At 49.4% G+C, this 12,242-nt stretch carries 10 protein-coding genes; 4 read left to right on the top strand and 6 right to left on the bottom strand.

Going from position 1 to position 12,242, the window contains the following annotated elements:
• Window positions 1-798: 798 nt before the first annotated feature.
• The 6 genes from cysQ to cysG are packed head-to-tail and all read right to left on the bottom strand — an operon-like array spanning window position 799 to window position 7,733.
• Window positions 799-1,539, bottom strand: a complete 741-nt coding sequence (gene cysQ, locus EIZ48_RS25305) for a 3'(2'),5'-bisphosphate nucleotidase CysQ (RefSeq protein ID WP_160657835.1) — start codon at window positions 1,537-1,539, stop codon at window positions 799-801.
• Between the two features lie 18 nt (window positions 1,540-1,557).
• Entirely contained in the window at window positions 1,558-2,178 is a 621-nt protein-coding gene (gene cysC / locus EIZ48_RS25300) for an adenylyl-sulfate kinase (protein ID WP_160657833.1), read from the bottom strand.
• 38 nt (window positions 2,179-2,216) lie between these two features.
• Entirely contained in the window at window positions 2,217-3,944 is a 1,728-nt protein-coding gene (locus EIZ48_RS25295; protein ID WP_160657831.1) for an SLC13 family permease, read from the bottom strand.
• Between the two features lie 4 nt (window positions 3,945-3,948).
• Window positions 3,949-5,379 (bottom strand): sulfate adenylyltransferase subunit CysN, encoded by a 1,431-nt coding sequence (gene cysN, locus EIZ48_RS25290; protein ID WP_160657828.1) that lies wholly within the window; start codon window positions 5,377-5,379, stop codon window positions 3,949-3,951.
• A gap of 10 nt (window positions 5,380-5,389) precedes the next feature.
• A complete protein-coding gene (cysD, locus tag EIZ48_RS25285; protein ID WP_075767914.1) occupies window positions 5,390-6,298 on the bottom strand; it encodes a sulfate adenylyltransferase subunit CysD in 909 nt (302 codons plus the stop codon).
• A gap of 13 nt (window positions 6,299-6,311) precedes the next feature.
• Window positions 6,312-7,733, bottom strand: coding sequence for a siroheme synthase CysG (gene cysG / locus EIZ48_RS25280; RefSeq protein ID WP_160657826.1), 1,422 nt, complete (start codon window positions 7,731-7,733; stop codon window positions 6,312-6,314).
• Window positions 7,734-8,141: 408 nt separating this feature from the next.
• On the opposite strand from cysG, the gene EIZ48_RS25275 reads away from it, so the two are divergent.
• From EIZ48_RS25275 to EIZ48_RS25260, 4 genes are all read left to right on the top strand, one after another.
• The gene (locus tag EIZ48_RS25275) at window positions 8,142-10,103 is read left to right on the top strand and encodes a bifunctional 2',3'-cyclic-nucleotide 2'-phosphodiesterase/3'-nucleotidase (RefSeq protein ID WP_160657823.1); all 1,962 of its coding nucleotides are present in this window, start codon (window positions 8,142-8,144) and stop codon (window positions 10,101-10,103) included.
• 94 nt (window positions 10,104-10,197) lie between these two features.
• A complete protein-coding gene (locus EIZ48_RS25270; RefSeq protein ID WP_160657821.1) occupies window positions 10,198-10,764 on the top strand; it encodes a Crp/Fnr family transcriptional regulator in 567 nt (188 codons plus the stop codon).
• A gap of 76 nt (window positions 10,765-10,840) precedes the next feature.
• Complete coding sequence (locus EIZ48_RS25265) at window positions 10,841-11,305, top strand: GNAT family N-acetyltransferase (RefSeq protein ID WP_160657818.1); 465 nt, start codon at window positions 10,841-10,843, stop codon at window positions 11,303-11,305.
• On the top strand, window positions 11,298-12,173 hold the full coding sequence (locus tag EIZ48_RS25260; RefSeq protein WP_160657816.1) for an EamA family transporter: 876 nt from the start codon (window positions 11,298-11,300) through the stop codon (window positions 12,171-12,173). The genes EIZ48_RS25265 and EIZ48_RS25260 overlap by 8 nt, the downstream gene beginning before the upstream one ends.
• Window positions 12,174-12,242: the final 69 nt, after the last annotated feature.

Raw genomic sequence — 12,242 nt, 5'->3', positions numbered from 1 at the left:
AATTTAAGATTTTGGTCGGCTCAATGAATACTGATTGAGTTTCCATTACTAGAAGCTAGTAACGAGAACTCGAATTGACTGTGCCAAAATAACATAAGCTATTTTGTATTGGTCACTCAGTTCACTGATGCCAAATTTGCTTTCACTTCCCAATTTACTTTCACTTTATAAAAGTGAAGACAAAAAGGAGTGAAGACAAAAGGTTTGACTAATCATTTCACGAGTGCCCACACAGATTGCATGGTCAAATTGTTAAAGAACGTTTCGCTAACACTTTGTGTTGGCTAGGCTGCGTATCTTACGCGCCTCTATTTTTAAGTCAAGCTGTTTTTTGATTTTTTCAAAACCGCTTCCTGACTCACTTCAATAATGCAAAAGCTTATTTTTTAGCGCTTTCGACTTACTTACTGAAGAGGATGGCAATTCTATGCAATTTCAAACTGGTGTCAAGCACCTTTTTTCAATTGTTTTCTTAGATATCCCACTTACCTACAAGTTATACACAGTTTGCAAATAGCTTACTAAGTATCGTTGTTCCTTGTCGGTGAGGCGGCATTATAGGGAGGGTGAAGAATATGACAACCAGTTTTTTGAACTTTTTCATCGATTGCTGATAATTCAAGCCATAACCTATAAAAATGACAACAAATAAAGCTATTCAACTCCCCCAATCAAAGCGTCAAAACTCATTGCAGTAGAATAAGCGTAGCCAATAACGGAGTAGAGTGGTCTTGTTTTAGAGAATTCGCAAAAAAAGGCAGCCAGTGGCTGCCTTAATATTGTCGAAAAACAGTGACTTTAAATAGCTACAACAAAATATGGGTTTAACAATTCTTCTCGATGGTAACTTAATGTATCACCGTTGAACTGCTTCACCGTTGCTCCTGCGCTTTCCGCTATGCATTGTCCGGCAGCGGTATCCCACATCATAGTGGGACCTAACCGAGGGTAAAATTGTGCTCGACCTTCGGCAACCAAGCAAAACTTCAGCGATGAACCAACTTCCGCCATTTTGTGCTCACCCAGTTTTTCGAGATAACTCTCCATGTCTGGACTAGGGTGAGAACGACTGCCCACCACAGTTGGTACAGTTGCAGGTCGAACCTTTATCTGATCTCGTCCTGCTTTTGTCTGAAGCCAAGCCTTTTCACTATCTCCTAACCAAGACTTGTCCAATGCCGGAGCATGGACAACCGCTATGGTTGGCTTACCATTCTCAATCAGAGCAATGTTGACAGTAAACTCACCATTCTTGCGCAAAAACTCTTTAGTGCCATCAAGAGGATCCACCAGCCAAAAAGAAGACCAATGCTGCCTCTCAGGCCAAGGAGTATGAGCAGACTCTTCAGAAAGAATAGGAATGTCTGGCGTTAACGCTTTTAGCTGTTCAACAATAATGGTATTGGCTGCGAGATCTGCTTCGGTCACCGGGCTACTATCAGCCTTCTCAGAAACCTGAACATTGCCATGATAGCGCTCCATGATAGCTTCTCCGGCTTCAAGCGCTATGCCATATATCGATTCGAGTAGAGTACTCACTCGTAGCGACTCCTTTTATTAGCGGATGATCTGACGTTGTCTCAACGACTCCAAACACAGCTCTACCAACTCTGCGACCGATGCCTCACCAGCTTGTAAATGGATCTCTGGCAATTCCGGAGCCTGATATTCAGAGTCGATCCCTGTGAACTGTTTAATTTCACCTGCTCGGGCTTTCTTATACAAGCCTTTCGGATCACGCTTCTCACATTCAGCCAGCGGCGTATCGACAAATACCTCAAGAAACTCACCTTCAGGTAGTAAGTCACGGACCAACTGACGCTCTTGACGATGTGGGGAAATAAAAGCACTTAATACAATAAGCCCAGCATCAGCCATCAACTTTGCGACTTCACCTATGCGTCGGATGTTTTCCCGGCGATCTTCCGTCGAGAACCCAAGATCACGGCACAATCCATGTCGGACATTATCACCGTCAAGAAGATAGGTATGATGGCCCAACTCCGCTAGACGGGACTCCAGGGCACCGGCAACCGTTGATTTCCCGGCGCCACTCAACCCGGTGAACCACATTACACAAGGCTTTTGCTTTTTTTGCTTGGCACGAAAGGCCTTATCTGTCTGATGGCTGTGCCATACAACATTCTCATCATCATGAGGCTGAACCGCGGCTGTCATATTTAACTCCGTTTCATGACATACGATTAAAAATCATATTAAAAAGGAAATAGCTGAGGGATCAACGCAAGTACAACCACTGAATACACAATGGAGATCGGTAACCCTACCCGTAAGTAATCTATTAATTTGTAATTTCCCACGCTATAGACCAATAAATTGGTCTGATAACCATAGGGAGAAATAAAACTGGCGCTGGCACCGAATAAGATCGCCATAATAAAAGGCATAGGATCCGCGCCGTAACTCACCGCCAAACTGTAGGCTATAGGAAAAGAGAGTGCCGCTGCAGCATTGTTGGTCACCAGCTCCGTAAGGATTAGCGTCAGTAGATATACCGCAACCAATGCTCCATAGATCCCCCAACCGTTAAATACCGTCATCAGCATATTGCCCATGCGCTCTGACAAGCCACTGGAGATCATTAGCTGAGCAAGCGACAGCGCCGAACCGACAATCACAACGATGTCGACCGGAAAGCGCCGTCGAATTTCGGTGAAAGAAATAATGCCAGTGGCAACCAGTACCAACAGGTAAGCGGCAAGCCCATTGATAATCGGCAAAATATCAAGCAACGCCGCAGCAATGACTCCCATAAACCCCGCCAGAACGCTGAAGCTCTTTCTGCTATCTAAACGCGCGCTGGAATCGAGCCCGTTGACCAACACAAACTCTCGGTTAAGCTGCTGCTTTTTCTCATTGAACGCTTTACCAGGCACAATGACCAATGTATCACCGGCATGCAATTCGATATTGCCGAGGCCTCCCCCCAGACGTTCATGCCCCCGGCGGATGGCAACAACAACAGCATCAAAGCGCTCCCTAAAGCGAACGCTTTTCAGTGTTTTGCCTCGTATTCCCGCAGAGTGACTGACGATCACCTCCAGCATCGACTGACCATTAAGGTGGTGCTGACCAAATAAATGCAAACCGTTTATTTCCTGCAACGTGGTGACACTTTCCACATCGCCACAAAACAGCAGGGTATCACCAGCCAGCAAGCGGGTATCCGGGCACACGGGAGCTATCTTTTTGCCATTACGTATCACTTCCGCCAAAAACAGGCGGCGTAACGCGCGCAGACCATTCTCGGCAACCGTTTTGCCCGCCAGCGGCGAGCCCCCTACGATTCGGGCTTCGAGAAAATACGGTAAGTCATCCTGACTATTGTCATCATAGACAGGTAACAGATAGCTGAGAGGAATAATAATAATCAGCCCGATCGCCAAGACTGCCAACCCAATAGAGGTAGGCGCAAAAAAGCCCAGGCTAGGTAGCCCTGCATCTTCAACGAAACTATTTATGATTAGATTCGTTGAAGTGCCAATCAAGGTGAGTGTTCCCCCTAATATGGCAGTATAAGAAAGGGGGATCAGCAATCTGGATGGTGCATGACGCTGATTTCGCTTGATAGCACCAATCAATGACACGACCACGGCCGTATTATTCGTAAATGAAGACAAAAACGCGGTCGACAAGCCAAGCTTTGCAACCACGCTAGACTGACCGCCTTGCGAAATCTGACGCCCGACCCAGCTGATCAGGCGTGTTTTCTCAAGGGCAACAGAAACAAGGATCAGCAATACCAAAGTTAACAACGATGAATTAGTAAAGTTGCCTGCCAAGGTCGGCAAGTCAATCATACCAACCTGGAAACCGACAAAGGCAGCTCCGGCAAATAAATAAGCCGGTTTAATCCGTGTTGTCAGCAGACAGGTTACTATCACCATTAACATGGCAAGAACCATTCCTTGTTCCCAGCCCATGCTATTATCCCAGTAGTTTACTGATATCTTTTGCATCCCAGTGAGGGAAATGCTTACGGATCAGCGCATTGAATTCAATCTCGAAGGCACTGAACGGGCTTTCTTGTTGACTTCCTGTTCCTGCCAACGCCTCACGCACCATCCCAGCCCCCACCGTTACGTTGGTCAAACGGTCGATAACAATAAAGCCACCGGTATCGACACTGTCCTTATAGGCATCAACGGCAATCTCTTCATTCAGTGTCACTTCACATAGGCCAATACCATTTAACGGTAACGCATCGACTGAGAAAGTTTCCAGGTTATTGATATCGACCTGATGGCGAATGGCTTCCACTGAGCCAACAGTTTTCTTACCGGCAACCTTAATATCGTACTGGCGACCAATCTCCAATGGGGCTTCTGCCATCCATACAATGTCAGCCAACAAATGATTGCTCTGTGGGACATCATCATTGGCAGCCACTATGGTATCACCACGGCTAATATCGATTTCGTCAGTCAGGGTTAATGTCACCGCCTGACCGGGGTGCGCTTCTGGCAAGTCACCGTCAAAGGTCACGATACGCTCGACCGTAGAGATTTTCCCCGAAGGCAGCGCTTTAATCTGATCACCAGCTTTAACCACACCCGAGGCCACCGTGCCGGCAAAGCCACGAAAATCCAGGTTAGGGCGATTAACATATTGCACAGGGAAACGAAAATCTCCCGTTTCACGTTCCTGGCCAATATCGACATTTTCAAGCAACGCCAGTAACGAATCACCGTCATACCAAGGCGTTTTGTCACTCAGACCAACAACATTGTCACCCTCCAATGCCGACAGCGGCACCAGTTTGATATCAAGATCGGCATTCAGCTTCTCGGCAAAGGCCAGGTACTCATCACGAATTGTATCGAAACGCTCTTCCTGGTAATCAACCAGGTCCATTTTGTTTATGGCAACCACAAAATGGCGGATACCCAGCAAGCTCGCTATATAGGAGTGGCGGCGAGTTTGATCCAAGACTCCTTTTCGGGCGTCAATCAAAATCACGGCTACATCACAGGTCGAGGCACCCGTCGCCATGTTACGCGTATACTGTTCATGGCCCGGGGTATCGGCAATGATGAACTTACGCTTCTTGGTAGAGAAATAGCGGTAGGCGACATCAATGGTGATCCCCTGCTCCCGCTCAGCCTGAAGGCCATCAACCAGCAATGCCAGATCGGGCTTATCACCCGTTGTACCAACTTTCTGACTGTCGGTATGAATGGCCGCCAACTGATCTTCATAAATCTGGTGCGAATCATGAAGCAGACGACCAATCAAGGTGCTCTTGCCGTCATCCACAGAGCCACAGGTCAAAAAGCGAAGCAGCGATTTGTTCTGATGTTGGTCAAGGTAAGCTTCTATGCCTAGCTCAGCCACTTGTTGTTCAATAAGACTGTTCATGTATCTTTCCTTAGAAGTAACCTTGACGCTTTTTCAATTCCATCGAGCCTGACTGATCATGATCAATCGCCCGTCCCTGACGTTCGCTCGATGTCGCCACCAGCATCTCCTCAATAATACCCGGCAGGGTATTGGCCTCTGACTCAATCGCACCGGTCAGCGGATAGCAGCCCAAGGTACGGAAGCGTACGCTCTTATGTTCAATTTTCTCACCCGGTTGCAGCTCCATCCGATCGTCGTCCACCATGATCAACATACCGTCACGATCAACAACAGGACGTACCTCAGACAGGTACAACGGCACAATCTCAATGCCTTCCAGGTAGATATACTGCCAGATATCCAGCTCGGTCCAGTTCGATAACGGGAAAACGCGGATACTCTCGCCTTTGTTGATCTGACCGTTGTAGGTTTTCCACAACTCGGGGCGCTGATTTTTCGGATCCCAGGTATGGTTTTTGTCACGGAACGAATAGACACGCTCTTTGGCCCGAGACTTCTCTTCGTCACGGCGTGCACCGCCGAATGCGGCATCAAAGCCATATTTATTCAGAGCCTGCTTCAGCCCCTGGGTTTTCATAATATCGGTGTGCTTTGAAGAACCATGGGTAAAGGGGCCAACTCCCATCGCGAGCCCCTCAGGGTTCTTATGCACCAGTAAATCAAAACCATACTTCTTAGCAGTACGATCGCGAAACTCGATCATCTCGCGGAATTTCCAGTCGGTATCCACATGCAGAAGAGGGAATGGAATCTTGCCCGGGTAGAATGCCTTGCGGGCAAGATGCAACATAACCGATGAATCTTTCCCGATGGAGTACATCATTACCGGGTTATCGAACTCAGCAGCCACTTCGCGGATAATATGAATACTCTCCGCTTCTAGCTGCTTGAGGTGGGTTAAACGTTTAGGGTCCATCACTCTCTCCATACTATGCCAGCTTCACAACAGCAGACTGTTGTAATTGCTGTTCCTGCTTGCCGAACCAATGTAATTTTTCTGATAAATTCACCACTTCCCCGACCACTATCAATGAGGGTGAAGCGGCATGTTGAGCTAATGTCGCCAGCTCACCGAGCTGACCTTTCAAAACTTTCTGAGATTTCTGGGTACCACGTTCAATAATAGCAATAGGCGTATCCGCCGCCCGTCCGTGGCCCAGTAACTGTTGCTGGATATGGCTGGATTTCATCAGCCCCATATAAATCACCAGCGTTTGCTTACCGCGTGCCAGGGTTGACCAGTCCAGCTGATCGCCATCAGGCTTGAGGTGACCGGTAATAAACATGGCTGTTTGGGCATAATCACGGTGGGTCAGCGGAATGCCGGCGTAAGCCGTCGCTCCCGCAGCCGCCGTTATACCCGGCACCACCTGGAACGGAATACCGGCATCGAACAAGACTTCCAGCTCTTCGCCCCCCCGGCCGAAGACAAACGGGTCTCCTCCTTTGAGACGAACCACGCGCTTGCCTTGTTCTGCATAGCGAACAATAAGCTCGTTGGTTTCTTCCTGCGGGACACTGTGAAAACCGGCTTTTTTACCGACGCAGACCAACTCAGCATCACGGCGAACGAGATCCATCACCTCATCAGAGACCAAGTAGTCATAAAGCACCACGTCGGCCTGTTGCATCAGTTGCAAGGCTCGAAGCGTCAATAGCCCTGCATCACCAGGACCGGCACCAATCAAGGCAACCTGCCCCTGGGAAAAGCGTTGTTGCTGCGCCTGTAAGGACAAGTCAGCCAACTCCTGTTCGGCTTGCTTTTCCTGACCGGCAGCAACTAACTCAGAAAAACGACCGTTAAAAGCCTGCTCCCAGAAATACCGCCGCTGTGAGGCAGAAGATACAATTTGGGCCAGTCGGTTGCGGAAGCGCCCAGCAATATCAGCCATCCGCCCCAGGTGCTGAGGCAGAAGCGCTTCGAGCTTTTCTCGAACTAAACGAGCAAGAACAGGGGCCTTGCCTGAAGAAGAAATGGCAACAATGATCGGCGAACGATCGACGATAGAAGGCACAATAAAGCTGCAGCGCTGCGTATCATCAACCACGTTGACCATCACCTGACGCTGATTGGCTGACTGGTATACAAGTGCATTGACGGCCTTGCGATCAGTGGCGGCAATAGCCAAGAAAATCCCATCAAGATCTGACGGGGCAAACTCTTCTGCCTGATGCGCTATTTCTCCTGCCTGCAGGGCTTGCTGGAAATCGCCATTGAGCTCACGGGCAATCACCCGCACATCGGCACCCGCCTTCAATAGCATGCGAGTTTTACGCCATGCGACGTCGCCGCCCCCGACAACCAAACATGGTCGACGTCTTATGTCTGCAAAAATTGGCAAGTAATCCATTTACAGCGCCCTCTGTTCTATATCTAACAGCACTATAGTCGGGCTGGAATATTACCTGAAATTCTAAAATTTCATTTTTTATTCCAAAAAGTTTGGGGGACGCATAAATGAGACCCATTAAAGAGAAATTATCGCCTCAGCTAATCAATCAATCTTAAAAAGGCAGTAATTACAGGTAAATATAGCTCAGGCTCATAATTGCTCCAGCCACATCGGGTTTAAGTTATGCCTTTTTTGTATTACTGAAAAACTCGGAACAGGTGAAATCATAAGCATAATGAGATTTGCACCGCCTTTTTGAGCAAAAAAACGAGATTCATAACACAATAAGGTAACCAGCTCGCGTAATACCGACATAAATTTTGATACCTTAAGCACGCTTTCCCGTTCTATATCCTGGAGAAAATCATGAAACTATCTGCCAAGCCGCTGTCAATTGCAGTACTTGGTGGCCTGCTGACTATGGCGGGTCCTGCCACGGCTGAAACGATCAAGTTACGTATTTTGGAAACAACCGATATCCACACCAACGTGATGGATTACGATTACTACAAAGATAAACCAACCAAAAAAACCGGCCTTGTTCGTACCGCCACGCTAGTTAAAGAAGCTCGTGCCGAAGTCACTAACAGCGTATTGGTCGACAACGGTGATTTACTGCAGGGTAGTCCTATGGGTGACTACATGGCTGCCAAGGGCATCAAGGCCGGCGAAGTTCACCCTGTATACAAGGCGATGAACCAGCTGAATTATGATGTCGGTAACCTGGGTAACCACGAATTCAACTATGGGCTGGACTTCCTGAAAACCTCTCTTAAAGGTGCGACCTTCCCATATATCAACTCGAACGTGATTGACCTGAAGACAGGCAAAAACATGTTCACGCCATACATCATCATGCCGCACACCTTCAAAGACACTGATGGTGTCGAGCACGAAATCAAAGTAGGCTATATCGGCTTTGTTCCGCCGCAGATTCTTATCTGGGACAAGAAGAACCTGGAAGGCAAGGTAGAAGCACTCGATATCAAACAAGCCGCGGAAAAGTTTGTGCCGCAAATGAAAGCTGAGGGGGCAGATGTTATTGTTGCGATCCCTCATTCCGGCGTCTCTGCTGATCCGTATAAAGTGATGGCAGAAAACTCGGTTTACTACCTCACAGAGGTAGAGGGAATTGACGCTATTGCCTTCGGCCACTCGCATGCAGTGTTCCCAGGCAAAGGCTTTGCCAACCTGCCGAATACCGATATCAAGAAAGGTACCATCAACGGTGTTGCTGCTGTTATGCCGGGCCGCTGGGGTGATCACCTGGGCGTGATGGACCTTGTTTTGGAAAAAGAAGACAGCAAGTGGGTCGTCACTGATGCCCAGACCGAAGCTCGCCCTATCTATGACAAGTACAAGAAAGAAGCCCTTGTCGAAGCGGATGAAAAGCTGGTTGCATCTGTAAGCGAAGACCACAAGGCCACCCGTGATTTCGTCAATCAGCCAATCGGCAAAGCCAGCGATGTGATGTACAGCTTCCTGGCACTGGTTCAGGACGATCCAACGGTTCAGATTGTTAGCCTGGCCCAGAAAGACTATGTCGAGCGCTTCATCCAGGGCGATCCTGATCTGGACGGAATTCCGGTTCTGTCTGCAGCGGCACCATTCAAGGCAGGTGGTCGCGGTAACGATCCAGCGAACTTCACCGAAGTCGAGTCCGGTCAGCTAACATTCCGCAACGCCGCCGATCTGTATCTGTACCCGAACACCCTGGTTGCCATGAAAGTCACCGGCAAAGAAGTCAAAGAATGGCTGGAATGCTCGGCAGGTCAGTTCAACCAGATCGATCTCAACAGCACCGAACAGCAGGGGCTGATCAACTGGGACGGTTTCCGAACCTATAACTTCGATGTGATCGACGGCGTAAACTACACCATCGATATCTCGCAGCCTGCCCGTTACGACGGTAACTGCAAGCTAATCAATGACAAAGCCTCGCGAATCCAAGAGCTGACGTTCAACGGCAAACCTGTCGAGCCAACGCAGGCCTTTATCATTGCGACCAACAACTACCGGGCATACAGCGGCAAATTTGCCGGTACCGGCGAGCAATATGTCGCCTTTGCCTCACCGGATGAAAACCGTACGGTCATTGCCGACTACATCTCCCGTATCAGCAAAGAAAAAGGCCTGGTTACCCCGAGTGCTGACAACAACTGGTCTTTTGCGCCACTGAAGAGCGACAAGAAGCTGAATGTGACATTTGAAACCTCGCCAAGCGACAAGGCGACGCAGTTTATTAAAGACAAAGGTCAGTACCCGATGGAGAAAGTGGGTACGGACAAGGTTGGCTTTGCAGTCTATCGTATCGATCTGCAAAAATAACCCCTGAGTCTCCATCACTCACACATACCGCGGCTTAGCCCGCGGTATTTTTTTGCTATGATGGCAGCATAGTTCCCAACCTGTAACCATTATTATGAACGACGTCCTGCAAGCCTTTCTCAGTCAGCTTGGTGCTTCAGCGGAAACCATCCAAGAAGCCGTCGCTGCCGCCGACCCCATGGAGCTGCCAACCCGGCACGTATTGCTCAACCAAGGGGAAAAGCCGGGCTATTGCTACTTTCTCCTCGACGGACTTTGTCATGCCTGCTATCTCACGCCCGAGGGAAAACAGTTCAGCAAAGAGTTCTATTGGGACCAGGATGTCCTGATTGGCTTTGAAAGCCTTATCAATGATGCGCCGTCACCCTTCTTGCTCGAGACCCTGTCTGCCAGCAAGCTGCTAGCCTTGCCTGTCGGTCTGCTAGTGCAGTGGCGAGCACAGGGCAATCCTCTCTACCTGCGCCTGCTTGAACGGCAGCTTAGCTATAAAGAACAAAAAGAACGCTTTATGCTGATGCATACGCCAGAGGAACGCTACCAGTTATTTACCACCAGCTTCCCGGAATTATTGAGCCGGATTGCCGACTATCAGATTGCCTCTTATCTGGGGATCACCCCGATAAGCCTCAGCCGGATCAAAAAACGTCTTGAGGAAGAATAATTAACAATCGTTAATGCCTAGCAGACATGTTGGCGGTACTCTGCTGCCAGACCCTGTATCCATCAAGGAGAATACGATGCAATGGCAATGCCTGCCTTTTGAACAGCTCACAACCCACCAACTCTATGACTTGCTCAAGCTCAGAGTCGATGTCTTCGTGGTCGAGCAAAACTGCCCCTATCCCGAGCTGGACAACTGCGACCGTCTAGCAGGCACCCACCATCTGCTGGGTTACCATAATGATGAGCTTGTAGCCTACCTCAGGCTGCTGCCACCAGGGACCACCTATGCCAACAGCAGCATCGGCCGCGTACTGACGGCAGCCAGTGCCCGGGGGACAGGGGCCGGTCACGAGCTAATCCAGCAAGGGCTGGAATACGCCGAACAACTTTGGCCAAATCAGACAATCGATATCGGTGCCCAGTCTCATCTTCAGCACTACTATCGCCGATATGGCTTTGAGGCAATTTCTGACGAATATCTGGAAGATGGCATTCCGCATGTAGACATGAGACTGCGCAAAGGGATTGTGAGTGAATAAACTCTCCCCGTTCGCCGCCGGAGCGCTGCTACTGCTGCTGGGCAACTTGTCCGCATCCTTCTCTGATGTGGCGGTAAAACTACTTGAAGGGGGCATCAGCGCCTTTCAATACATGTTCATCCGCCAGTTGCTCAGTGTCTTATTACTGTTTCCGCTTTGGCTCAGATTGACACCCCGGCAACAGGTTGTCGGCAACTATGGTATTACCCTGGTACGCTCTCATCTGGTGTTGGCGGGAAGCGGCTTCGTCATGGTCGCCCTGACCTGGCTGCCGCTAGCGACTGCCAACGCTCTGTTTTACGCTGCGCCACTGCTGATGCTGCCGCTATCGGCCTGGTTACTAAAAGAAAAGCCAGAACGGCAGAAAGTACTGGCAACCCTCACCGGCTTTGGCGGCGTCCTGGTCGTACTGCGGCCCGATCAGTACCACTGGGCGGCACTGGCCGCTTTGGGGTGTGCTTTCACGCTGGCACTGTACAACGTGCTGGTCAGAAAGTTGCCTGAACAGCAACCCGTCGTCAGTACACTATTTTGGACCGGCGTTTTCTCTCTGCCTCTGGCAGGCGTGCTTGCTGCATTGTTCTGGCAACCCATCACCACAGAAGAGCTGATGCTCATTGCAGCCAGCGCATTCTTTACCCTGGGGTATCACGGCTGCGCTGTAGCTGCCTACCGACGCGCGACGACCTGTCAGCTCGGACTGATTGAGTACTCCGGATTGATTTTTGTCACCCTTTTGGGGATTGTCGGGTTTGATGAACGGCCTGATTTACTGACAACGATGGGAATTGTACTCATTGTGCTGCCGATGCTGCCTCTGCCTAAGTTACGTCGTTCAAAGCCCCTGTGCGATGACGCGGCGCAATAACAGTATTCAGTTAAAAAGCTGTCAAATTGAAAAAAGGCCACTTTCGGCCTTTTTTCACAACTGCCTTTT

The organism is Photobacterium alginatilyticum, from assembly GCF_009910675.1.
In the GTDB taxonomy this organism is placed as follows: Bacteria; Pseudomonadota; Gammaproteobacteria; order Enterobacterales; family Vibrionaceae; genus Photobacterium; species Photobacterium alginatilyticum.
Note: the sequence above shows the minus strand (reverse complement) of the source record. Positions and strands in the feature narration are given on the sequence as shown.

Bases quoted from the DNA above. Each gene is read 5' to 3' on its own strand.
- EIZ48_RS25275 (WP_160657823.1), top strand. From the start codon at position 8,142: ATGAAACTATCTGCCAAGCCGCTGTCAATTGCAGTACTTGGTGGCCTG.
- cysD (WP_075767914.1), bottom strand. From the start codon at position 6,298: ATGGACCCTAAACGTTTAACCCACCTCAAGCAGCTAGAAGCGGAGAGT.
- cysN (WP_160657828.1), bottom strand. From the start codon at position 5,379: ATGAACAGTCTTATTGAACAACAAGTGGCTGAGCTAGGCATAGAAGCT.
- cysC (WP_160657833.1), bottom strand. From the start codon at position 2,178: ATGACAGCCGCGGTTCAGCCTCATGATGATGAGAATGTTGTATGGCAC.
- EIZ48_RS25270 (WP_160657821.1), top strand. From the start codon at position 10,198: ATGAACGACGTCCTGCAAGCCTTTCTCAGTCAGCTTGGTGCTTCAGCG.
- EIZ48_RS25295 (WP_160657831.1), bottom strand. From the start codon at position 3,944: ATGGGCTGGGAACAAGGAATGGTTCTTGCCATGTTAATGGTGATAGTA.
- EIZ48_RS25265 (WP_160657818.1), top strand. From the start codon at position 10,841: ATGCAATGGCAATGCCTGCCTTTTGAACAGCTCACAACCCACCAACTC.
- cysG (WP_160657826.1), bottom strand. From the start codon at position 7,733: ATGGATTACTTGCCAATTTTTGCAGACATAAGACGTCGACCATGTTTG.